15 protein-coding genes and 1 pseudogene are annotated in these 26,124 nt (G+C 37.2%); 11 read left to right on the forward strand and 5 right to left on the reverse strand.

Features of this window, described 5'->3' with window-relative positions; translation table 11 throughout:
* Positions 1-569 precede the first annotated feature (569 nt).
* The 8 genes from BHV72_RS18775 to BHV72_RS18810 are packed head-to-tail and all read left to right on the forward strand — an operon-like array spanning position 570 to position 15,380.
* Positions 570-3,524, forward strand: coding sequence for a SusC/RagA family TonB-linked outer membrane protein (locus tag BHV72_RS18775; RefSeq protein WP_022043323.1), 2,955 nt, complete (start codon positions 570-572; stop codon positions 3,522-3,524).
* A 32-nt stretch (positions 3,525-3,556) separates the two neighbouring features.
* Positions 3,557-5,116 (forward strand): RagB/SusD family nutrient uptake outer membrane protein, encoded by a 1,560-nt coding sequence (locus BHV72_RS18780; RefSeq protein WP_122264101.1) that lies wholly within the window; start codon positions 3,557-3,559, stop codon positions 5,114-5,116.
* Positions 5,117-5,143: 27 nt separating this feature from the next.
* Positions 5,144-6,082 carry a DUF4984 domain-containing protein gene (locus BHV72_RS18785; protein ID WP_022043325.1) on the forward strand — a complete coding sequence of 313 codons (939 nt, stop codon included), beginning with the start codon at positions 5,144-5,146 and terminating at the stop codon, positions 6,080-6,082.
* A 16-nt stretch (positions 6,083-6,098) separates the two neighbouring features.
* Positions 6,099-7,973 (forward strand): BACON domain-containing protein, encoded by a 1,875-nt coding sequence (locus BHV72_RS18790; protein WP_022043326.1) that lies wholly within the window; start codon positions 6,099-6,101, stop codon positions 7,971-7,973.
* A gap of 30 nt (positions 7,974-8,003) precedes the next feature.
* Positions 8,004-10,658, forward strand: a complete 2,655-nt coding sequence (locus BHV72_RS18795) for a DUF4458 domain-containing protein (protein ID WP_122264102.1) — start codon at positions 8,004-8,006, stop codon at positions 10,656-10,658.
* A gap of 41 nt (positions 10,659-10,699) precedes the next feature.
* Positions 10,700-12,457, forward strand: coding sequence for a BACON domain-containing protein (locus BHV72_RS18800; protein ID WP_055170547.1), 1,758 nt, complete (start codon positions 10,700-10,702; stop codon positions 12,455-12,457).
* A 2-nt stretch (positions 12,458-12,459) separates the two neighbouring features.
* The gene (locus BHV72_RS18805; protein WP_286857483.1) at positions 12,460-14,322 is read left to right on the forward strand and encodes a leucine-rich repeat domain-containing protein; all 1,863 of its coding nucleotides are present in this window, start codon (positions 12,460-12,462) and stop codon (positions 14,320-14,322) included.
* Between the two features lie 5 nt (positions 14,323-14,327).
* Positions 14,328-15,380 carry a hypothetical protein gene (locus tag BHV72_RS18810; RefSeq protein ID WP_055170541.1) on the forward strand — a complete coding sequence of 351 codons (1,053 nt, stop codon included), beginning with the start codon at positions 14,328-14,330 and terminating at the stop codon, positions 15,378-15,380.
* Here the strand turns inward: BHV72_RS18810 and BHV72_RS18815 are convergent.
* Entirely contained in the window at positions 15,374-16,114 is a 741-nt protein-coding gene (locus BHV72_RS18815) for a DUF1573 domain-containing protein (RefSeq protein WP_055170538.1), read from the reverse strand. The two genes, BHV72_RS18810 and BHV72_RS18815, sit on opposite strands and share 7 nt — an antisense overlap.
* Positions 16,115-16,260: 146 nt before the next feature.
* On the opposite strand from BHV72_RS18815, the gene BHV72_RS18820 reads away from it, so the two are divergent.
* The 3 genes and pseudogenes from BHV72_RS18820 to BHV72_RS18830 all read left to right on the forward strand — a co-directional run bounded on the left by BHV72_RS18820 (position 16,261) and on the right by BHV72_RS18830 (position 17,939).
* The gene (locus tag BHV72_RS18820) at positions 16,261-16,689 is read left to right on the forward strand and encodes a Fur family transcriptional regulator (protein WP_122134524.1); all 429 of its coding nucleotides are present in this window, start codon (positions 16,261-16,263) and stop codon (positions 16,687-16,689) included.
* A 22-nt stretch (positions 16,690-16,711) separates the two neighbouring features.
* Positions 16,712-17,207, forward strand: a pseudogene (locus BHV72_RS18825) (ferritin family protein).
* Positions 17,208-17,303: 96 nt separating this feature from the next.
* On the forward strand, positions 17,304-17,939 hold the full coding sequence (locus BHV72_RS18830; protein WP_005677774.1) for a SagB/ThcOx family dehydrogenase: 636 nt from the start codon (positions 17,304-17,306) through the stop codon (positions 17,937-17,939).
* Positions 17,940-18,062: 123 nt separating this feature from the next.
* On the opposite strand, the gene BHV72_RS18835 is transcribed toward BHV72_RS18830, so the two are convergent.
* The 4 genes from BHV72_RS18835 to BHV72_RS18850 all read right to left on the reverse strand — a co-directional run bounded on the left by BHV72_RS18835 (position 18,063) and on the right by BHV72_RS18850 (position 26,102).
* The gene (locus tag BHV72_RS18835; protein WP_122134520.1) at positions 18,063-19,388 is read right to left on the reverse strand and encodes a BT_3987 domain-containing protein; all 1,326 of its coding nucleotides are present in this window, start codon (positions 19,386-19,388) and stop codon (positions 18,063-18,065) included.
* 36 nt (positions 19,389-19,424) lie between these two features.
* Positions 19,425-21,290 carry a RagB/SusD family nutrient uptake outer membrane protein gene (locus tag BHV72_RS18840; RefSeq protein ID WP_373587310.1) on the reverse strand — a complete coding sequence of 622 codons (1,866 nt, stop codon included), beginning with the start codon at positions 21,288-21,290 and terminating at the stop codon, positions 19,425-19,427.
* A 24-nt stretch (positions 21,291-21,314) separates the two neighbouring features.
* Positions 21,315-24,764: a TonB-dependent receptor gene (locus BHV72_RS18845; RefSeq protein ID WP_022043335.1), complete on the reverse strand. Its 3,450-nt coding sequence runs from the start codon at positions 24,762-24,764 to the stop codon at positions 21,315-21,317.
* Positions 24,765-24,890: 126 nt separating this feature from the next.
* A complete protein-coding gene (locus BHV72_RS18850) occupies positions 24,891-26,102 on the reverse strand; it encodes a FecR family protein (RefSeq protein WP_005677778.1) in 1,212 nt (403 codons plus the stop codon).
* Between the last annotated feature and the right edge of the window lie 22 nt (positions 26,103-26,124).

The raw sequence follows: 26,124 nt of genomic DNA on the forward strand, positions 1-26,124 counted from the left end.
GAGGTCCTTGGTATGTACTATAATACTGTTGTTTAGACAATTAATACGCTTGTCAAAATGAAAGCTAATGGGTGTACCCTTTACGATAAGCTTGTTTTTTTGTGCCTTTTGTATTCTATGTAGGCTTTGTTTAGTGTTAAAAAGATATAAGTGGAAATTTGGTATAAAATTTGCGACTTTTTGTTTCTTTTGTTTAACTATAATATTTATATTTGTAGCCAAATAGAACGTAATTGGAAGTTCTTAGCACCTGAACGGAACAAGTAATATTGGTTTTGAATTTATAATTTAAGAGAGCAGATGGACATACATTCGATTCACACAACAGTAACACGAAAAATCTATTCGGATATTTGGCGTAATATTAAAAATCAGCCAAGTTAGTTTTTTCCCATTCTATTTTTAGAAAAAGTATTTCTGCCCAAGGTCAATGAAAAGTTATGCTTTAAAATTGGTCTGTGGGAGAGGAGGTATTATTTTATACGTAAAGATACCATATACGTATTTCATTAGTAGATGAATCTATAAAAATAAATCAATTTCATTAATTTTAATTTTAAGTATCAAAGATGAGAAAATCAATTCTCTTGTTTGTACTCTTTACTCTGACAAATATCCCCCTGTTGCTTTTTGCACAGGGTGGGTATCAGGTAACTGGGCATATCATTTCATCGGAAGATAACGAACCGATGATTGGCGTGTCGATTGCAGAGAAAGGTACATCAAACGGAGTAATTACCGATGTAAATGGTAATTACAGTATTAAAGTGACGAAATCTCCCGCCACTTTGCAGTTTTCTTACATCGGAATGAAAACGATAGAGAAGCAGGTAACTGCTTCTACTCGTCTCGATTTGAAGATGGAGAGTGACGCACAGCAGGTAGATGAGGTTGTAGTTGTAGCCTATGGTGTTCGGAAGAAAGGAACTATAACCGGTTCCATGGCGGTAGTAAAGGCCGATCAGTTGGAGAATGTACCAGCTCCTAGTTTCGATCAGGCTTTACAGGGAAAAACGCCGGGACTTCAGGTAATTTCCAGTAGTGGTGAGCCTAGTGCATCTGCCGACTTTCAGATTCGAGGAGTGAATTCTATTAATGCGGGAACAACTCCACTTTTTATTTTGGATGGCATTGCTATTACTGCTGATGTTTTTTCAGCAATCAATCCCAATGATATTGAGAGTGTTTCTGTGTTGAAAGATGCTTCTTCTACCTCTATATATGGTGCGCGTGCTGCCAATGGTGTAGTGGTAATCACAACGAAGCGTGGCCGAAGCGGTACGAATGGAAATATTGTGGCTCGTGCACAATATGGTATCTCTAAACTGGCTTATGGAAAATGGGATTTGATGAATACAACTGAACGCCTTAATTATGAAGAAGAAATCGGTATAAGAAAGGCGGGTACGTATGATCGTGAATTATTGGAACGTACCAATATTGATTGGCGTGATGTGGTATATAATGATGCCGCTCCTTTTACTAGTATTGATTTACAAGCAGGTGGTGCTACGCAAGGAGGATTCAACTATTATGTTTCCGGTAATATTCATTCCCAGGACGGTATCGCTTTGAATTCAGATTATAAGCGCTATACTTTGCGTGCTAATTTAGAAGCAAAAGTGAATAAATGGTTCAAGGTTGGCACAAATGCTTCTTTTGCTTATGAAGATTATAGTGAAGCAGTTGATGGTGACTATAATACTGTCACTCCAATTTCAGCTTCCCGTTTTATGCTTCCATATTGGAATCCTTACGCCAGTACGGGAGCTGTTGCAAGTATAAATGATGGCACTTGGTTGGGAACGAATGTGAACCCGTTGGAGTACCAGAATAGTAATCCTTCAGATAAAAATCGTTGGAAAATAATAGCTTCGGCGTATGGTGAACTTCGTCCGATACCGGGGTTAACTATCAAAACATTGGGAGGTGTTGACTTTTTAGATATGCGTACTAATATGTTTTCAATGCCATCCTATTTACCTAATTACGGTGAAGGAACTGTTGGACGCGCTTTCTCACGTTATACGAATATAACATGGTCAAATACGGCAACTTATCTCTTTGATATAAAAGAAGATCATCATTTTAATGTCATGGTCGGTCAGGAATGGGTGGATAACCAGTCTGATGGATTCTCTGTTGTCACTCGTGGACAAAGCAATGATAATCTGTTGACAATGTCGACTGCTGCACGTGCGGAGAGTTACACCGATACAATGAATGAGGCAAGGTATCTTTCATTCTTTGGACGTGCTGAATATAATTATCTGAGTAGATATTATGCTGATATCTCTTTACGTCGTGATGCTTCTTCACGATTTGGTGTAGATTCTCGTTGGGCTAATTTCTGGTCAGTGGGAGGTATGTGGAATGCCAAAGGAGAAAAGTTCCTGAAGAATGTGGATTGGCTGACAAATGCTCAACTTGCTGCTAGTATCGGAACTTCTGGTAACTCATCAATTCCTGCTTATGAGCATCTTGCACTGGTTGCTGGAGGGCCGATTTATGGTATTGTTAATGATGTTGATATGACAGGTATAGCTCCTTATTCTAAAGGGAACGAAAAACTAACTTGGGAGAAAACGTTAACAACCAATATTTCTTTAAAATTAGGTTTCTTTGATCGACTAAATTTGGTTGCAGAATTTTATAATAAGCAGACTAATGATATGTTGATGGAAGTACCTGTATCGGCAGTGGGTGGCTATACAAGCCGTTGGAGCAATATGGGAGAAATGGTCAATCGTGGTGTCGATCTTTCTTTTGATATCGATGTTCTTCGATTGAAAGATTTTCGTTGGAATATTTCTGCAAATGCATCTTATAATATGAATGAAATCACGGAATTGTATGATGGACGTGATGAGTACGATTTGGGTTCTACTGCTCTTTACCTTAAAGTCGGACATTCGTATGGCGAATTCTATCTGAATCGTTATGCCGGTGTAAATCCGGCTAATGGTGATGCACTTTGGTATGATAAAAATGGAAAAATAACGAATGAATTTAAAGAAGAGGATAAGGTACTGATAGGTAAAAGCTGCAATGCTCCCTGGCAAGGAGGATTCGGTACTACACTTTCTTGGAAAGGTGTGACTGTTTCCGCGCTGTTTAGTTGGGTCGCAGATCGTTATATGATGAATAATGACCGTTACTTCAGTGAGAATGCAGCGGTTTATTCGAGCTATAATATGTCAAGAAGACTGTTGACTGATCGTTGGAAGAAGCCGGGTGATATGGTAACAATGCCCCGTTATGATGTCCCGATGCAATTTGATGATCGAATATTGGAAGATGCTTCTTTCCTTCGTTTGAAAAATTTGAGTGTATCTTATGAGTTACCGAAGAATTTACTGAAACCTACTAAGATTATTGATCGCGTACGAGTGTTCGCACAAGGCCAGAACTTATTTACGTGGACTAAGTTCCAAGGCATGGATCCGGAATCTACTGCTAATTATTATCAGGCAGCTTATCCGATGTCACGTCAGTTCTCTATTGGATTAGAAGTTGGTTTCTAGGCGTTTCTCTATACATTAATATAATACATAAAATGAAAAAAGTAAAAATACTATTCTTATTGATGTCGCTGGTGTTTACTACGACCTCTTGTGATATGGATTTGACACCAGATAGTGCCGTTCCTGAACATGAGGCATTGCGTACGATAGACGATTGCGATGCATGGGTGGTGGGCATTTATAGTGCATTTAAAAATAGTACATTATATAGTGGCTACATGACTTTGCTCCCCGATATTCAGGCGGATATGGCTTATGCTGCTTTGAATACTAATAATGGATTCTATACTAATATTTATCAATGGGATATTAAGTCTACAACAGATGAGATAATTGCTGTATACAATGGACTTTATACAATTGTAGCCCGTTGTAACTTTTTCCTTGACTATAAGGATCAGGTAGAGGTTAATTTGAAAACGACTGCCGACAAAGATAATTTCAAAAAGCGTTTGGGCGAGGTATATTTTGCACGTGCCATGGCTTATGCAGAACTGATCCGTTTGTTTTGTGAACCGATGACTTCGGTAAATGCCGATACGGAAAATATGGGTATCTGTCTTCCTACTACTTATCGGGATGATGTTCCGAAGGTAAAACGCTCTACCTTGCGTGAATCCTATAATCAGATTATCAGTGATTTGAAGAGTGCCGAAGATAACTTACCGGATTCACGTACAGTGGCTGATAGTCATTATTTCAGTAAGGGAGCTGTATATGCTCTTCGTGCACGTATCTATATGTATATGGGAATGGGGGATTTAAAGCGTGATAGAAATAATGAATATTTGAAGAAATCAGTAGAAGCTGCTACAAAAGTGATTAAGTTGGGAGTGTATGAACTTTCGGATGCAATCAATAATGCTTTTGTTATTGACTCTAAATATTACACGGATTATCAAGTGATGTGGATGCGTGATGCAAGTGACGAGGTTATTTGGAAAATAGGCATGAGTTCTACTAGTTATGGTGGTGCATTAGGAAAAGAACTATTGTCGTATAATAATTCGACCTATAATCCCAGATATCATTTTGCAGAAGCAATCTTGGACTTATATGATGAGAATGATAAGCGTGCTTCTATATTTTGCACACCAACAAAAGATGTAAATGGTGACGAAGTGTATCTCATTACCAAATACCCGGGAAATACAGATCTTGATGGAGGAGATATCCCCAGATTTGTTAATATGCCGAAACCTCTTCGTCTTTCGGAAGTTTATTTGGTACGTGCAGAAGCCTATTATTGGTTGAATGATGATGAAAATTCTCAGAAAGACCTCTCTTCGGTAATGCGTAAGCGCATCAGTGGCTTTGGTTCATTAGGTGTTTCCGGTGATGATTTGCTGAAGGAAATAAAGAACGAACGTGCTCGTGAATTATATTTGGAAGGTTTCCGCCTGTCCGACTTGAAACGCTGGCATGATCCTATCAAACGTCAGAAGCAACTATACAGTTTACAAGGGCCTTATAATAATGAAATGGAAGTGAAATATACAGATGCAAAGTATCGTTTCACTACTTGGCCTATTCCAAAACATGAGATAGAAGCAACCAATGGTTTGGTGGTTGGTAATGCTAGTAATAATTAATCATAACATATAACAGATTAAATGTATATGAAGAAATTTTTGAATCTTCTGTTGGCGACTCCGGTAGCGGCTGTTATTATGGTAGCTTGTCAGTCGGATGAAGGGATTACATATTCGGGACCTGAATATGTGATGTTCTCTGATACGGTTTATACGATGCCTGTACAGGATAAGGAAGAAACCTTTAGTGTGCCGGTGGCTGCTACTACAACAGCCGATTATGACCGCAATTACGCTGTAGAGATTGTCAATGAAAAATCAACTGCTGTTCGTGGACTCCATTTCGATTTCGTTGATAATTCTAATAATATAACGATAAAGGCCGGTGAGCGTGTCGCAAATGTCAGTTTGAAAGGACATTATACAAACATTGCACGTGAAGATAGTCTGGTTGTAAGTTTACGTTTAGTTGAACCTAAAGCACAGGAATGGAATTTATATGGGAATACTACACGTGTGGATTTAGTGAAGTGTCCTCCGTTCAAGATGAATGAATTCTTGAAAATAAAGAAGGAGGACGACAAGGTGAATCTGATAATGCTTGCTTCTTTCCCGTTCGATAGCAGTATGGGACAATATTCTGCTCATGGATATAAGAAAGATGATCATACACTGATATTGACGGATATGTTTGGTGAATCGTCTTCAGAAAAAATTCGTATTATTTTTGATGAGAAAGATCCTTTGGACTTGAGAATAACGGTTCCTGAACAAGCGGCTTTCCGTGAAAGTAACTATGGATATGTATGGGTACGTTCGGTAGAACAATATCCTTCTTATTTCAATACTTTCGATAATTTCTTTGTGCTGATTCTCGAGGCTTATGTACCGCAAATCGGTAGCTTCGGTGTATATCAGTATATTTTCGAATGTATTGATGCTGATGAAGAAGCTGATAATAACAATGGAGCTGCAACACGTGGTTTCTCCAGTTATACTTCGACTTTTAAATTGAATAAGTACTAATTTAAATATAGATAATATGAAAACGACAATGATTTATTTGCGTCAGCTTCTCGCTTTATGCGTAGTAATGGTTGCGTTTGCAGCATGTGGGGACGATGAAAAAAATGAAGGTGGTAGTTCCTCGGCTTCCGGCATTCAATTGAATACTATTGATAAGATTACCTGTTTATCAGAAGGGTCTACTATTGATATTAATTTTACAGCTGGTAGTGATTGGACAGCAGCCTCTAGTGCTACTTGGTTGAAGTTGAATAAATTAACAGGATCTGCTGGTGATATCACTCTTACAGCAACTATTCATGAGAATGAAAGTTTTGATATTCGCCCTGCTACAATTACCATTAAAGATAAAAGTACAGGAAAAGAAGCAACTATTTCTGTGAAGCAGGCATCTAAAGGTACTATTCTGTTTTTCTCAAGCGCTAGTCAAAACGGACAGACTTTTGATAATATTCAAATAAGTGATGATAGTAAAGCTTTTGTTGCGACTGTAAATGTTACAAGTAATTATGATTGGACTGTAAACACAGATAAGAGTTGGCTGAGCTATTCAAAAGCAGCGGATGCTAATGAAGATGGTTCTTATACAGTGACTTTCTATGCTGATTTTGATAAACTTTATGAGACTGGAAAATATGGGGCACAAAGTGCTGTGGCTCATTTTGAATATACATCAGCAACTCGTACACCTGCTACTGTCGATTATCAATTGGACTTTAAAGGAATTACTCCATCTTTGACATTTGATGTGGATAAAGTAGAATTGATTAATCAAAATGGAGATGGTGAGTATATAGGTCTTGCTACTGTATATTCAAATGTAGCATGGGATTTTGACGAAAAACCAGAATTTGTTGAATCTGTTGAGGTACTGGGGGATAATCAATCGGCTAAATTTTTGCCTGTTTCTACTCGAATTAAATTGGTTCTAAAAAATAGTGAAATTGACACAGATGAATTGAATGCTGTTTTAACTTTCAAAGATGCTACAACTGATACTAAGTTGGATAATATAGAATTACCAATTGAGTTTGCAGGAGTCGGTGGTAAATATGTAACTTACGATCGCTCAGTTTTCAAGGATAATGATCCTTCAGATATGTATCCATATTTTATGTTTAATGCAGATGGTACCTGGACTAATCAGGAAGAATCTTTTAGTGATATGAAAGTTGAAATTACAGCTAGTGACGCCGATGACATTGCAATATATGCTGTTAAATATGATGCTAATATGGATAGAGTATATACTAGTGAGATTTGGTGGATGAACCATAATGAGTCGGAACTTACTCGTGTTAAGCTGGGTAAAACAACTTCTATATTTAGTGTGGGTGAGCGTGGAACGGATGAATGGAGTGATCCAACACCGCTTGAAGATCGTTTCTGTGCTATATTCATAGTTTCTGGAACAGAATATCCTGATGTATATTCTTTGTTTGATGGAAATGATGAATTGCGAGAAGGGCTTCGAGATAATATGCTTATTATCGGTCAAAAAGGCAAAAAGTTGGATTTTAGCCAATTCTGGTGTGAAGGCTTAGATGGTAATAACGTTGTAATAAATGTACCGGCGGCAGGTAAAAAATATGAGTATTCTTATGAAGGATTAGACATGGAAGCTGCTCAACCTAGTTTTATTGTTGGTAAGGATTTATCTATTGAGGATCATCAGGTACTGAATAAGGAAGATGATTATGATTTTACTATTTCACCTATGCTTATAAATTGGGGTACTGGTACTTTCATATCTGAGGAGAAGATAGTATTTGAGGTTGGAGAGAACAAAACCGGAGAGGAACGTCAATATACGTATGCTATTGTTGCGAATGATGGAACAAATCCAGGATATGTATTAGTTCATTTTACATTAGTCCAAACTGCAAATTAATTCAGAAAACGTTATAGTTTAAATAAAATAATGAATCTATTAAGAAAAATATATGGATTGTGTACGGCAATGCTCTGTTTGGTATTGATTGCCGGCTGTTCGGATGATGATGTGATATCTTCCAATGGCACAGCAGGATATTTAAAACTGATGGTTGCTCCACAAACTTCGACTGCGACACGCGCAGGAGGACTAAGTCTCTCCAATGTTAGGAAGGTAGAGGTATCCATGTTATATGGAGATTTACCTGTGACTCAGTCTTTGAATTTAAGTTCTGCAGAAGGTGCTGCAGAACTAGGATTAGAATCTGAAAAGTTGGAACTACGTGCTGGAGAATATAAAATGCAAAGTTATATTCTGTATGGCACGGCTAAACCTGGTGCGGAAACCCCCGAAATGTTAATGACGGTTTATTTGGATGAGGTTGTTCCTTTTTCTATATCTAATGGGCATGTGACTGAAGTCAATCTTCAAGTAAAATCTTCTGTATATGGGAAGGTTTACTTTGATATTCTTAAAGACCTTTCTAATTATAAGGAAGAAACAGATAAAGCAAACCAAGGAGTAACCAGAGCATTCGATCAAGATCCAGAACTATTTAGTTATGATGATATAGCGGAAGTTGATCTTTATTATAAAAAGAAAGGCTCTAGTGAACGTGTTGATTATCATTCATTTAAAGTATATACAAAAAAGGGTGAGAAATGTCTGCATACTGATACTGTTTCTACATGGGAGGCTGGTGAATATGAAATTACTCGCTATATGTTGTATAGTGATAAACGCACTAATATGTTGTTGGCTGGTGATTTGAAAGATACTTATGTCAATGTTGCCCCGGTTATGTATACCCAAGCGTCTTTTACTGTAACTTATCCGGAGAATATGCGCTCTATAAAGGACTATCTTGCCTTGTACAATATCTGGATAAATATGGATGGTCCGAATTGGAAATATCAGGGAGAGTCTTTCCCTGCAGGAGCCAATTGGCGTTTTGCCGATCGTCCTATTGACGAATGGGGCAATCAGCCGGGAGTGGAACTATCTAATACAGGACGTGTTAAAACATTAGATATAGGTTCTTTTAATCCGGAAGGAGCAGTTCCTGATGCTTTGGGTGATTTGACGGAACTTGAAGCATTGTGGTTAGGTACTCATAATGATGCAGCTAGTATAGAAAATACAGAAGATATGTATTATGTATTGAATACGTACGAACTTCGTCGGAGAGGCATTGATATCTGTGCCCGTCGTATGGAGATTGCTAAGGAACGTTCTGCAATATTACATTCTACTTCAACGTCAAGGATTTATACAACCAAGAAACCGGAAAGAGTTACTTTGGCTACTCGAAAAACGTATGATTTTGCACAGGGAAGCCTCTCAAATCGTATTACTTCTATTCCGGAAACTATCGGAAATTTAAAACAACTTACTTATTTGTATGTAGCAAACGGTCGTGTGAGTGATTTGCCCACAGCGTTGAAAGATTTGCCTGCTTTGACAGATTTGGAATTTTATAACTGTCAATTTAAAACATTTCCGGATGTATTGACTAAAATGACAAGTGTTGTCTCTTTGAATTTCAGTTGTAATGCAACAATGGAAGCTGACGAGTTATATAATGGTTTGAATGCATTTGTAAAAAGTAATAATAAGGTATTACAAATACTCTATGTAACATCTTGTAAACTGGAAAAGTTCCCGGAAGAGTTAGCTAATGCGACAAAGATTGGTTTGATTGATTTCACTAGTAATAGATTGAAGAAACTGGATGGTACGAAACGCAGGCTTGCTCCAGTCCAAGCTTTCTTTGATCACAATCAGATTGAGGTTATTGCAGATGATTTTTGTGAAACAGATGATATTGAGAAATTCTCTATTTCTAATAATTGTCTGACAGAATTCCCTAATCTATTTAAAGATGGTGCAAAGAGCAAGTATACTGCATCTAGTGTCGATTTCTCAGATAATCATATCACTCATTTTAAAGAAGGATTTTTAGGTATCCGTGCAGAAACTCTAACCTTGAGTAAAAATCCGCTTGGTGAAGGTTATAAAACTGGTTCAGGAAAAAAACTGTGTCGGATGATGCCGAAAGAACTGTCTGAAACTAAATCTCAGATAAGTCATTTGGTACTTCAGAACTGTGAGATAGACTCTTTACCACCGGAATCATTTAAAAATCTGGATATTTTGGAGGCTTTAGATTTGTCAGGAAATCGTTTACGCTATTTACCGAAAGAATTTGATACACGTACTATGGCCTATGTCTCCGGATTGAATCTGAGTTACAATTGTTTTAGTGTATTTCCGCTTCAGGCGTTTACTTTGCCATTGTTGAATAAACTATATTTGACAGACCAGTCAGATATAGTTGAGGATAATCGTGGCAATAAAAAAGAGATACGCTGTTTGAAGAATTGGCCGACTGGTCTTTCTACTTATCCGGCTTATGCAACTTTACGCTTGTTGGATATATCTTATAATGATATTCAAAAAATAGAAGAGTATTCATATCCTACATTAGTAACTGCTTTCAATGTCTCTGAAAATCCAAATATTGAAATGACTATACCTAGCGATGTTTGCTCGAAGATTGGTAGTGGGCTGTATACATTAGGATTTGATTCGAATCAAACTATTTGGGGATGTTCGATTTTGGATTTGGATATAAATAAATAGTAAAAAGGAAACATATAATTATGAATTGTTTATTTAAAAATATGAGAACAATGTGCTTGGCAATGATTGCTGGCACATTGCTACTGACGGTTTCCTGTAAAGATGATGATGAGGCTACCGTGACAGGTTTTGCGCTAGATCAGACTGAAGTTGGATTTCTGAATCATGGAGGAGCTATTGAAATAAGGGTAGCTACTGACGAAACTTGGACAGCAATATCTGAGAATGACTGGTGTATGTTGACTCCGGCTAATGGAGTAGGTAGTGTCGTTTGTGTTATTAAGGCTGACTCTTCGTATCTGTATAAAGAACGTTATGGGAAAATTACTTTCTATTCGGAAAGTGGTAAAAGTGTTGAGGTAGCTATCAATCAAATGGGATATGAACCGACTATACAATTAACTAGTGAAGAAGTAACTATTCCTTCTTATGCGGAATTGGATAAATCTTACATTGATATTGAAGCTACTTCAAATGTGGCATTTGAAGTAGTTGCTCCTGAAGATTTAGACTGGCTTACTTTGGAGGGAGAATCTAAATATACTCCTTCAACGACAATTCCTCGTAAGCAGAAATTCCGTTTTAGATTTAAGACTTATACAGAGTTTGATAAAGTACGTTCTGCACAGATAAAATTTAATCAGACAGGAAAGCCTATAACTCGTGCCGGAGAAATCCAGAAAGAGCTTTTAAAGAAAATTGTAACTATTACACAAGAAAAGGCTCCTCTTATCATTCCGTCTCGTGAAGGTGATTCATTGGCTTTACTTGCTATGAGCCGTACTTTAAATCTTGATGGATCAGGATGGGTTACGAGCCGTCCTATTACTCACTGGAATAATGTGGAGACAGAAGAACGTACCTACCATTATAGTTATGGTGATATCGATAAAGATAGTACTGAGGTACGTGTGATTTCATTACGATTCTCTATGTTTGATACAAAGGAATCAGTTCCTTATCAAATAAAGTATCTGACTGAGTTGGAATCATTCTCTGCTGTCGGAAACTCTAATGCTTTTACAAAGAAAATTGTGTTAGGTCCGGAGATTACAACATTGAAAAATCTGAAGAGTTTGTCATTAATGGGATATGGTATCAGTGAATTCCCTCCTGAAATGAAAAATATGACTCAGCTTGAAGAATTGGATATGAATGGTAATAATTTCCTAAAATTGCCAATGGATATTTTGAAAGGAATGACCGGCTTGAAATATCTGAATTTTGGTGGTAACCGGGTAAGTGGTTCTGTGTTAAATCTGCAGACAGATATTCCGAAGAAATATACTTTGGAAACGATTGGTATGGGTGGAAATTTACCTAAGGAAATCTTTGAAATGGATAATTTGGAATATCTGTATCTCTCCTATAACTATTTTTACGGAAGTATTCCGGATATGGGATATATAGGAGGAGTTGGCAAGCATAATATAATGCCGAATCTGAAAATGCTTTCCTTAAATCTGAACCGGTTTACAGGTAAGTTACCAGATTGGATTTTGTGGCATCCTAAATTAGCTTGTTGGAATCCGTTTATTCTTTTATTTAATCAGGAAGGATACGATAATTTAGGTAAGTTAGCCGGATTTAGCAATGAACCTGCTAAGATGTCAGAGTTCCCTGAAGGAGCAAATAATCGTGTTTGTCCGGATGATGAAGACGAGGATGCAATAACAACAGCTTTAAATTTGCCTTCTTTGACTAAAGAAGATATTGAAACTGTACCCTTGAATGGTCATTGGAGATATTACAAGTTGAGAGGTGAGACTTGGGGTACTAAATTTAATAATGTATGGTAAATATGACAACATATATAAAGAATACACTTTTACTCTGTTTGATGTTCTGTGCAACTATATTTGTAGGTTGTTCGGATGACGATAATAATGGAGTAACTCCCCTACCGGAAGGGCAGGGGGAAGTGACTTTCAAATTCGTGCGCAATAAAGTATATACAATCTCAACATTAGAGGATATGGCGCGGTTGAAAGTAACTTTAGAAAAAGATGGGCAGGAGGTTACACTTCCGACTATTGATTTGATTGGAGATATTGATTCGTTGACTTCTTCTGCAGTACGATTGGAAAATGGAGATTATAAGGTGGTGAAGTATACTGCTTATAATAATAAAGGTGTGCAAGTACAGGAAGCGTATTTGGATGATAATAATACATTATCGGTCGAACATGGTGTAATGCAGACATTCTATTTTCCTGTTTCAATCCGTTTTGTATATATCAATAACGAAATTCGTAATATGCTTTTCGGCGTTTGTGCCGAAGCACTTGGGAATGATTCAACAAAATGGCCGAAGTCTTGGCGTGTAGAAAATGAAGACTTGTTAACATGGGAGAATTTGGAGTTTGAAGTAGATGATTATGGAGAAATTTCTTATTTGGCATGTATTATCTTTGACGGAAAGACTTTCCCGGGTATGAAGAAGTTACCTGCTACGGTTAGCTTATTCCCAACTCTTGAAGGAATTCAGATTATGGATATTCCGGAGTTTGAAGAGTTACCAGATAATATGGATAAATCGCCACTTTATTCAATTATGATTATGAATACAGGATTTAAAGCTTTCCCAAAGAATTTTGAGAAGATGAAGAATCTGCGTTCATTAAGTGTTATTAATAGTAAATTAACAGAGTTGCCTATACGTTTGAGTGAACTTCCGGAAGTTCGTGATGTGGAAATCAGTGGAAATGAAATTGCTGAATTTCCGAAAGAACTGGCTGAAAAATGGCAAAAGGTTGTTTCGTTACGTATGAATGATACAAAGCTAACTTCTCTACCGGAAAATATCTTTGGAATGAAGAAGGTTTCAACTTTTGATTTCTGCGATAACCAGGGATTGAGCAATTTACCTAAATATCGTGGTGATAATACATATATGGGTGGTTTGTTCCTTGATAACTGTAGTTTTACTTCTATTCCGGAAATAGCAAATACGAGAATGCGTACATTATCTTTGGCTAACAATAAGATAACTTCAGTATCTCAAGAAGTCGTGAACGGTTTGTCAGATCAACTATTGACCTTGATTCTGGATGATAATAAAATAAATTCTTTCCCACAGATGGCATCATCTTCATTGATAGAGTTGAGCTTGGATAATTGTGGATTGACAGCAATACCGGACTTATCGAAGCTGCCCGAACTTTGCGTCTTGTCATTGAATAGTAATCAAATATTAGAAGTAAAAGATGGTACGTTTACGAATTGTACTAAGTTTGCTATTTTAGATCTTTCTAAAAATACGGAGTTGAGAACTTTTTCTAATCATGCAGGTTTTACAGTAATAGATCAAACTGTTAAATACCGAAATAAAAAACTTGTTGGGGACAAGGTGGTTGAGTACGGTGACGAACAAACACAGAATATTGCGAAACCCTATTATTTGAATTGCGTGAATGTGGATGATTGTCCGAATCTGACTTGGGAAGTTCCTGAAACTTGGTGTTGTATCAAAAATTTCTATGTATGGAATAAGGAAGAACTGGAGTTGCCTGTCAGAAATGTGATTGTATACAATCGAGGTTCGAAGAATGTAGTTCGTCACGAGTGCCCTGTATGTAAAGTGGATGGTCAACCAAGAGTGTATTCTTTCCCAAAAACTCTTGAAGAGATTATTGCTGGTCTTAAAAAGAATCAGGATAAGTAAACTGCATGAGAATATTAAATAAGTTGTTATTTATTCTGCCTCTTATATGTGTCATCACTTCTTGTGGTGACACAGAACTGGAGGCTCCGGAAATTATTCCTTCGGAGCCTTCAGTTATCTCTTTTTGGGAGGAACAATCGCATCTGGTAATGATGGGTTGGAAAGGAAAAGTAAACGCAGTAAAAGAATTTTCTTATATTGTACCTTTTGAGAGGCAAAGTAAAGATGAAGAAGCTGTATCTTCTTCCGAGTGGAAATTTGATATAAGTGGTCATTTAATATATTATAATCCTACGAGTATTGAACCGACAATATACGCCCGAGATGTGTGGCAAGTGATGGCTTGTTATTCTTATGGATATGATAAAGCTGGTAAAATGGTGAAGGTCATTGTGAATGATTTCAGTGGTGATCCTGTCATTTATACGTTAACTTATGGAGAACATGAAGTCTTTGTTCCTCTAATCTTTCCTTTAGGTATTTATGATTTCTTTTTAGTGAAAGGGCTGGAAAGTATTTCTGATGCGGACGGTAGTGTCTTATATACGTATAGTGGTAACAAAGCTATATATACTACTGAGTCTTGGAGTGGTGTGACAAGTACTACTTTTGAATATGATGAGGGTGTTATGTATCCTGTTCGAAAAATAGTCACATTAAAAAGAGGAGGAGTAATTGCCAATATGGAAATTACATCTTATCTTTATAACGAAGATGGTAGCTTAGCATCATCTGATAAGATTGTGAAGGAAGGAGAAAATGAAGTAGAACGTACTGTGGTACGCTATATGGCATCTACATTGTTACCTGTTTCCAAACTGACTGATGCGGGTGGGCAATTAGACTGGACTTATAAATATGATGATAATAACTGGTGGACAGAAATTACTTATAAGGAACATTTTGAAGAAGAGGCCGAAGCAAAGGAGTTGAGTATTTATACTCGGAAGGACGCTTTCGGTAATTGGACAGAAGCTGTACAGCAACAAAATAATATGGTAGATTGGTCACATCCTGATTCTTCAGTTAAAGTAAACCGTATCATTAGTTATTATTGAGTACACTTTTCTGAGGTGATAATGATAGAAATTTTGCCTGCCACGTTCTGTTGGTGGGCATTTTCTTTTAATCTGATACAAATAGTCCGGTCTTTATCTTTATCGGCATAACGAATAAGTTGGATTTCTCCTTTTTGATTCGGTTTTAAAATATTGGGAACCATTGTAGCGGATACGTAGGGTATTTGGGATTCTATTATTGTATAAAGGGGAGAGTTACCACTGTTGACAACCATAATATTTTGTTGCTGTACATTACTTCTCATTTGTTTTAATTTAATGCCGGTGGTTCGTAATTGTAAGTCTCCCATAACATATGGATAGGATTTATCTTTTCGAACTACTCCAGGTGTCACTGTGCCTTTTACAAATAAGCGTGTTTTTTCAGTTTGATCAGAAAAACTGACGAGAATGGCTCGGTTGAAGATCCCCGGTCGGCCCTGCGGATTATAAGTAATTTTAATTTCCCCACTTTCTCCCGGTTTGATGGCTTTCTTTGTATATTGTGGAACAGCACAGCCACATGTACTTTGCACGTGTGCTATGGCTATCGCTTTTGCCTGATGATTGGTAAATTTGAATGTACAAGTTTTGGGTTTGCTATCTTCAGAGAAAGTACCTAGATCATTAATTAATTTATTAAATTCAATTTTGTTTTGTGCTTTGGGTTGGATAGGTAAAATATGAAATAGGCCTATTATAATATATATAATTGCAGTATGTTTGACTTTCATGTTTATTCTTTTATTATAGTACAGCAAAAGTAATGTTTTTCATTAGATTTTTCTCATATTTTATTTGTTTATTCCAAATAACTCTTTATCTTTGCATTGGATTTATAATTGTAATGAATACAAGTTTGGAAAGAAAGGGATAAATGATGAAACCATACGAACGATTATTAGACCATAATATAAAGCCTTCGATGCAACGTATTGCAATTATGCAATATTTGATGGAGCATCCTATTCATCCGTCAGCTGATGATATTTATACAGCATTATCTCCTTCGATGCCTACGCTTTCAAAGACTACAGTTTACAATACCTTGAAACTGTTTTCGGAGCAAGGAGCGGCTCAGATGCTTACAATTGATGAGAAAAATACTAATTTTGATGCAGATACTTCCATTCATTCCCATTTTCTTTGTAAACGTTGCGGACACATTTATGACCTGCAATGTCCGGAAGCGGTGAAAAAAGTAGAGAGTCTGGAAATGGACGGACATCAGGTGTCGGAAGTGCATTATTATTATAAAGGTATATGTAAGAATTGCTTGAGAAAAGATAAAGAAACACGTATTGACTAATTAATTTAAAATTGAGAAGAAAATGAAAAAATTTAGATGTACTGTTTGCGGTTACGTTTATGAAGGTGACGCAGCTCCTGGGCGCATTGACTTTTGCTGATGAGCACGTTATCGGTGTTGCAAAAGGTTGCGACGAAGAAATGATTAAGGACCTGAACAATCACTTCATGGGCGAATGTACTGAGGTTGGTATGTATTTGGCTATGAGTCGTCAGGCAGACCGCGAAGGTTATCCTGAAGTAGCTGAAGCTTTCAAACGTTACGCTTGGGAAGAAGCTGAACATGCCGCTAAATTTGCTGAATTGCTGGGTGACTGTGTTTGGGATACCAAAACAAACCTGCAGAAACGTAAAGATGCTGAACAAGGTGCATGCGAAGACAAAAAACGTATCGCAACTCGTGCAAAAGCTTTAAATTTGGATGCTATCCATGACACTGTACATGAAATGTGCAAGGACGAAGCTCGTCACGGTAAAGGTTTTGAAGGTCTGTATAACCGTTATTTCGGCGATAAATAATCAAACCTCATAATAACTCTTAAAAGGTCTGTATTCAAAAATGAATGCAGACCTTTTTTGTCTATATTTGTTCATCAACTTTTAAATATCACAATTATGAGAAAAGTACAACTGTTGTTAGCTTGTTTAGTATTCTCGGTAGCTGCATTTGCTGCTGATAAAGTAATTAAGTTACCAAAACCTAATTTGAACCGTACTGGTACGGTGATGAAAGCATTGTCCGAACGTCATTCTACTCGTGAATTTGCTTCGAAAGCATTGAATTTATCTGATTTGTCGGATTTGTTGTGGGCTGCTAACGGTATTAATCGGAGCGATTCTGGAAAACGGACTGCTCCGTCGGCTTTGAATAAGCAGGATGTGGATGTATATGTGGTATTGCCGGAAGGTAGCTATTTATATGATGCAAAAAATCATCAGTTGAATCTGATAGCTGAAGGCGATTATCGTGGAGCAGTGGCAGGTGGACAGGCATTTGTAATATCAGCTCCGGTATCTTTAGTTTTGGTTAGTGATCTTTCTCGTTTTGGAGATACTAAGAATGCACATACTCAGTTGATGGGAGCTATGGATGCAGGAATCGTTTCCCAGAATATTTCAATCTTTTGTTCCGCTGCAAGGTTGGCTACTGTACCTCGCGCTTCGATGGATATCAATCAATTGAAGAAGGTGTTGAAATTGAAGGAAAGCCAGGTACCAATGATGAATCATCCTATAGGATATCTAAAATAAAAAACTGGACAGGATTCTAAAACTATTTCGGAGTAATTGAAGTGTACCCCAATTGTTTTTGATAAACTTTTGGGGTACATTTCTTTTTCAGGTCGTCTCTTTTAATTAGTAGGAGTTTTTAGCTCAATACCCGAAGACTGTTAATTCACGAATTGCTGCGGGGGGACACGCATTTCCATGGCCTTCAGGAATGACTAGTTTCAAATAACGAGCTGTGGTCGATTTGACATAGTATCGAAATGTTTCTCTAATAAATTCATCATTGAAGTCAGAAGCACCGATTTTTTCCCAATTACTATTATTGTTGCTGGCATAAAATTCCACCCATTTGATATTATTAGCTCTACTAGCTTCTCCACGGTTTACTAAATCAATTTGAGCAATTGTGATCGGGTCTTTCATATCAATGGTAATTTCATAAGGAGGTTCGCACCAATTGGCTTCAGACTTAGTTTTACAGTGCCAGAAAGTCGTTTCATCGTCGTCAATTAGGTTTTTCACCGGATTGGCTGCTGCTTCGGAATTGCAAGCAATAATTTCCCATTTTGACTTATCTATTTTCTTCCCTTCTTTAACGATACGGAATAAAGTGCTACTTTCCTTATCTATAACTAATGAATTATTCGGAGTGCCGTTCTGTGTCGCTTCAATGCTTCCAATAGTTATGGGCAATATATAGTTACCCGGAAGTAGATTATCTTTGAGTTGGTAGGAGGCTGTTGTTTCATTAACTCCTTCCGGTAAAGAAATTTTATCCGGAGCTGTGTACGATTCACTGGGTAGTAAGGTGAAATTAACCTTATTGTTTGAATTATACTGTTCAATCAGAGATTGATCGTGGGTTAAATCGCATTCTATATCCCATTTATTAGTAAAAGGTACGCTGATGTGGACGTCCATTTGGGAGGTTTGTAACGGATCTATATTGAATATTCCTGAGTTTGTGATTTGTACAATAGGTTCTGATACCTGAAATGCCAACAATGAAACACATCTTTCGGGGTTGATATTTAGTTCGTTAGAAACCAACCTCAGTGGAAGAACATATTGAATCTGGTCATAATCGGACAATTCGACTATTTTTTCAGGATGATAGGTTATATAACCGCACATTTCATTTTTATTTAGTAAAAATTCAATGTTGGACAATTCATAACAGTTTTCCGGTAACATTTGATAATTGGTTCTGTCTTCTCTGTTCAGAGAGTCTAGTAAATTGGGATCTATCATGAATTTTACTTTTCCTGACATATCGCTTAATCCGCCTCGTTGTACCCAAAGCTCTGCTTGATAACTTTCTCCTACATTGAATGATTTTTGTATATTCAGTGTATTGATAGCAACAGATACTAGGCTATCTGCTTTATCTGCGATCTCAAAGTTCTCGTTACAACTTGCTGTCAGTATCAAAAATACTATGGTTACCAGTATGGAGTATATTTTTTTCATCTTTTTTTATTTTAAGTCATGAAACATAATGTTGATTTACCATCCCGGATTTTGAACAAGCAGTTCAGTTTTCTTCATTTCATCGTCTGGGATAGGATATAAGTACATTTTACGTCTGAAGACAATCGGGCTAGCTTCTACTTCTTCGTAGAATTTGTCTTCTGCCGCATTCATATTCATGCCATGAACATATCCGAATTGACGCCCTTCTCCATCCTGGTCTGCTATCATCCAACGGCGAACATCGAAATAACGTTGTCCTTCCGTTGCCAATTCGATGCGTCTTTCACGTTGAATTGCGAGTCTTTGCAACTCTTGATTTCCCTCAATGGCAGGGTTGAGTTCTTCAATATTCGACAAACCGGCACGCTGGCGTACTTTGTTTAAATAGGTCAGAACACGTTCGTCCTGAGGATCAATTTCATTAACAGCTTCTGCATACAATAAATAAAGATCTGCAAGACGGAAGATGATAGAAGGGCGGAACTTGTTTTGAACCCCCGGAGATTTCATGCTAACTTCCCTGTTAAATCTTTTGTATAGCATATAACCAGTATGAGTATAAATTGTGCCGCTTAATTCATTGGGGCTTCCTTTGTGGAATTGAGTTACGTTGTTTGTTACATGCCATCTCCTATTTTGGAAAAATACTGTATTATAGAAACGTGCTTCCCGATTGAGGAACCGATTGCTGACATTGTTGGCCACTTGTACTTCTTTGCTTCCGGCTTTAACAGTCTCAGTGTATTTGTCAAACCCTTCGGTTGTATATAATGTGGATTGTGGTAAATAACTTGTTGCTTGTACCGGGAGACCGTCCTTCATATAAAAGTCGTCTACGAGTTCTTGTGTGACACCAATGCAACCCATTCCGTTTTGTTCACTTCTTGGGGTACATCTACGGTCGAACATGTCATTTGTCATTCCACCCCATGAAGTTGCTGCAGTAGCCCATATAATTTCTTTATTATATGTTTGGAAAAGATCGTATATATCTTGTGAAGGATTACCCGTATTCAGCAATTCATAATTACCTTCCTCATCTGCAAATTTTATGAATTCTTCTAAAGCAGCTACCGCTTTATTCCATTTATTAGGATCTTTATCAGGAAAAAGTCTTGTCCCATCCAAATTAGTTACGGCTAGCGCTTCTTTGTATTCGCCATTGAATAACTTACTGGCTGCATATACCCACATTTTAGCTTTTACAGCCAGAGCTACGCCTTTGGTTGGCCATGCATTATGCTGGTCGTCATCATGTAATGCCTTTTGAGGCAGCTCTTTGGCTACTGCTGTTAGTTCTTCGTCCAAATAGCTGATTACTTCATCTATGGTATTTCGGGGCAGATCCAGATTATCTTCTCTTTCGAGAATTAAATCTTTTACCAAAGGAATAGCACCATATTGTTCGAAAAGCAAATAGTGATAATAGGCTCTCATGAATCTTACATTAGCCTTCATCTCTGTTAGTTCTTCTTCCGTCAGTACATCAACATGGGTTCCATTTGCCGCTATTGGTTTGGCGTGGGTCAAGAATATATTTGCTTGTCTGATTTCTTTATAGCATGTACCCCAACGGTGAAAACTCATGTTAGCTGCATTTTTATCTGTTTTGTTATAGAGTTTTGCATCTCCATATCCAACAGTTAATTCATCACACATACCTGCCCAAGGATTTTTAAATCCTGTGATACTTCCAGCAGCTGCGGTAATTCCTGAATAATCTGGAATAGAAGTAAATATGTTTGCATACCATCTTCGGGTATAAGATACATTATCGAAAATTTCATCCAATGAACGGAGATTTCCGGCTAACTCATCAGATACATTCAGATAATCGCAAGAATAAATATTGCACAATGCAAAAGCAGCTATCAGTATTTTCTTATATAGTTTCTTCATTGTTTTCATATTTTATAGATTTAATTAAAATGTAAAGTCTATTCCTAAGGTAAAGGTACGATTCTTAGGGTATACGTTTCCTCCATTTGCATTTCCTGCTTCCGGATCGAAATACTTAAGGTCATCCCACAAAGCAAGATTATATCCCATTACATAAATTCTGGCAGCCTGAACATTAAATTTCTTCAAGAATTGTTTGGGCAGTTGATAACCGAATTCCATGTTTTTTAATCGTAAGAAACCTCCATTACGAAGCCACCATGTGCTTGCCACTTGATTATTGGCGTTGTTGGCATTATCTTTATGTAGGCGTGGCATTAATACATTTTGACTTGGATTACTCTCAGTCCAACGGTCCAATGCGAAAGTACGATAACTGGATTGGTCTACTCCCCATGCAAATGGATACCAACCTTCCGGAGTATTTCCTCCTAATAAAACAGAACAGTTTCCGGTACCTTGGAAGAATACACTAGCATAAAATCCTTTATATTCGATGTTTAATCCAAATCCGTAAACGATCTCAGGTACATTAGGATGTCCCACGCCTACTACTTTATCATAGGAATCGATAACTCCGTCACCATTCACATCTTTGTATTTAATATCACCGGGGCCAAGCAATCCACCTAGAGTGCTTTGAGGCAGTTCCGGGCGTAATGTATAGCTTTCAATACCATTACTGTTCTTATTGATGATGAAATCTTCTTTTGTGTATAAGCGTTCGGCTATATAGAGGTTATTTTCATTAATTCGTTTACCTGTTCGTTCCATCCATGGATATTTTTGTGGTAATTCATCATATTCTTTTATCTCATTTCTGGCAAATGTAAATGTCCCTCTTGCACTTAGTTTTACTTTACCAATTTGATGATGAGCATTCAAAGACATATCTACACCATGGTTGGATACGATTCCATAGTTAGCATATTGGTTGACACGAAAACCACTTAATGTTGGTGTCGTTTTTCTTTGCATCAGGATATTGCTTCTTTCGGAACGGAAATAGTCGAATACAATATCTATCTTGTTGTTGAAAAGTCCTAAGTCGAAACCATAGTTTTGTTTTTTCTCAATTTCCCAACCAATATCTAACGTTTCCGGAAATCCTTCGATGATACCTTGTCCTATAGAATTAGTACCTCCGTTACTACCTATTCCTTGTGACCATGAACCTGCATTCATAGAGAAAGTAGGACGGTAGATAAAACGGTCACTGGTAGTGTCGTTACCAGTTTTACCGACAGAAGCTCTTAATTTGATTTTGTTTATATAGTTTTTTAAAACTCCGGGGTAAAAAGGCTCATTTGACAAATAATAAGCCAGTCCTACAGCCGGGAAAAAACCGAAACGATGATTCTTGGCAAATGCTTCTGAACCCGTATATCCAAAATTTCCTTCAAGGAAATAACGTCCGTCATAAGAGTAACTAAAACGCCCTACTAGCCCTTGCTTGCGATAGGGGAGAGGTTGAGTCTTGAGTTGTGTTTCTTTTTGCATATATAGCAACATACCACTTACATCATGCTTCTCTGCAAAAATACGTTTGTAGTTGATAGCTGCATCAATATATATTTTCTTTTGCGCTTCAATACCATTGTCCTTCAAATCGCTCAAATCCGGTGTTCCTGATACAACTTGGATGAATGTTAAGTTACCGTTCTCATCTCTACCTGTTGCATGATAACGGGAAGGATTGTATGAACGTATGGATTTGAATGTTGCATCAAAGTCATAGCTGACATTTACTTTGGCGCTAAGTCCCTTGGTGATGAAATCGAGTTTTTGTCTAACGCCAACTTTGGATTGAATACCTGTTCTCCATTGGCGGGTATAACCGGAATTCATCAACTGATTGTATGGGTTCCTCATATTTACACCTCGTTCTTGTTCGTAAGTAGCTACTGTTCCGTCACTATATACTGCGGGAAAACAATAAGGAGGAGTAATCAACATAGAGCGGAAGATAGTAGATGAAGATTCACCCGGATAATTGCCTATCAAGTATTGTCCTGCCAAGTCAATAGATACTAGTGTTGTAGAGGTGACATCCATATCAATGTTTGAACGCAGATTAAAACGGTCCAAGCCAATATTGGTATCGTATTTTTCTGTAGGATTACCTTTATATATACCACTTTCTGTATAATAGGCACCAGATACGAAATATCTGGAACGTGCCGAACCGCCACGCACATTCAATGTATACCGGTGATTATGTGTATTCTTTCTAAGCAGTTCACCTATCCAGTCTGTATCCGGATAAAGATCACGGTCTGTACTAGTACGAAACTTTTCTATTAATTCAGCGCTGAATAAATCGGGTTCCCCGTCATTATTTAATGCTTCATTATATAAACTTAAATAATCAGCAGAACCTACAAATTCAGGCAGACGTTGTGGACTTGAAATGGAGTGTTCTGTTTTAAATGTAATTTTAGGTTTTTCGTCCTTACCGCGTTTGGTTGTAACTAATATAACGCCATTTGCTCCTTCAGCACCATAAATAGCAGTTGCGGCAGCATCTTTTAATACTGAGAATGTTTCAATCTCATCCGGTTCAATATCGGTGATTTTACGAGGAACACCATCTACTAAGACTAAAGGGGTTGATGCGGAACTGTTAGATGCGAATGTGCTGATACCGCGAATCCAGAATTCTGCATCATCGTATCCTGGTTCACCGGAACGTTGTACGGCAATTAAACCGGATACTTGTCCTGCCAGATTGTTGGTCAAATTTCGAGTCGGGGCAGCGATTTCCGAAGGCTTTACCGAACTCATGGATACCACGACACTCTCTTTTTTTTGTTGTCCATAACCGATGACAACTACTTCGTCCAATGCTTTGGTGTCTTCGCGTAACCGGATGTTAATGTTGCGCCGTCCGTTAATCTTGATTTCTTCTGTTGCGTAGCCCAGGAAAGAAACTATAAGAATATCATTTTTGTTAGGGACACTAATGGAATATCGTCCATCCATATCTGAGATTCCTCCTAATGTTGTTCCTTTTACTTTTACTGAAACGCCAATCATGGACTCTCCTTGTGCATCGGTTATTACACCGGTGACTATAAATTTGTTACTTTGTTGTTGGCTGTTTGGTTGTTCGCCTTTATGGTAAATTGTGATTTGTCGGTCGTTGATGCTGTAAGTATTATCTGTACCGAGAAATAGCTGGTCCAAAATAGCGCTCACTTGCTGATTTTTTACATCAATATTTACCTTACGATTCGTATCGATGATTTGGTCCATGTAGAAAATTATGTATTCACTATTTTTTTCAATTTCTTGAAAGACTTGTTTCACAGTCTTTTGAGAGGTCTTCATTGTGAATAATTTGCTTTGCGAATACGAATTTGTTGCCAAGCAATGACCTATTCCTATCAGTAGAAAAAATGAAAAGAACTTCATAATTAGCAATAATTGTTTTTCTTCAGTCTTTTTTAGACTGAATAATTGGTGTTTTTCCATACTTTTATAACGAATTAGATTATTAATATTTAAACGTGTAAGTAATTTAATTTAAGGTCGGGTGATATGCGGGTATTATCCGGCCTTATCATTTTCTAGGAAGTCATATTTTCATAGGCTATTAATTTATTTAGATTTGACATTAATATAGATTTTCTCATTTGATTCTGTTATTTGAGCCGGGACGGTTTGAATCAGCGTATGCAACACATCATCTAGTTCTTCTTTCAGATCTAGCTTGCCACTACAAGTAATATTAGCAAGCTGTTTGTCGGTAATGATTGTCTTACCATAGTACTTGCTGAGTTTTTTTGTAATAATTTCCAACCTCTCTTTTTTGAATTGGTAAAATCCATCTTTCCAAGCTATGTATTCTTGTACATCTACAGGATGTACGCTGATACCTTGCTGATCATTATATGCAAGTAAATTGTTTGGTGATAAAGTTTTCGTTTCGTTATTGTTAGTCTTTACTTCTACTTTTCCAGTGACAAGTACTACTGTTTGTATATTCTCTTTTTCGTATGCACAAACGTTAAAAGTAGTACCTAATACCTGTATGTCCATTTTATTCGTTTTTACAATAAATGGTCGACTTTTGTCGTGATAAACATCTAGGAAGGCTTCACCTTCTACATAAATCTCCCGTTTGTTCTTCATAAATTCAACCGGATAAACAACTCGTGAACTGGCGCTTAGCCAAATACGTGTCCCGTCAGAAAAAGTAATTGACGAGCGTTTTCCGGCCGGCACTATTAATTGATTATAAGTATCTTTTTTCTTATCGTTTTCAGTTTCCTGATTAATGGTTTGAGAATTGACATTTAATTTTCCCTGTTGGTTGTAATGTAGCTTACTTTCTTTACCTTGTATAGCTATCTGTTTCTTTTCGGATAGAATCAAAAGGGTTTGATTGGTAGAGACATCAGGTTTCTTTACTGCGACTATATCAGATTTTTCCATGCACTCGCTTGTCTGATAAATATTTTGCAGATACCAACCACTTACAAGGAAGACAACAATGCAAGCTGCAGCTAAAGTGCGGTATAGAATGCGTCTCTTTCTTTTGTTCTGTATTTCCAAACGATTCTGATCGGATATACATTTCCAAATGGAATCTACTTTTTGTTGAGGCAGATAGGGTTTAGGAACATGACGGAGAATATGTAGAAAATTACGCGCAATAGCTATTTCCTTAGCTAACTGCTTGTTTTCTTGAGCTAATTTATCCCAAAACATAATACTTTCCGGAGTCGGATGTTGTTCCGATTCTAAAAAATAAGCATCATTGAGTAATGAGTCTGCTTTATAATTATTATAGTCTATTTTTGAATCCATTTTATGCGTTGTTTATATAAGG

Origin of the sequence: Bacteroides sp. 43_46, assembly GCF_001915455.1 — a bacterium.
In the GTDB taxonomy this organism is placed as follows: Bacteria; Bacteroidota; Bacteroidia; order Bacteroidales; family Bacteroidaceae; genus Bacteroides; species Bacteroides caccae.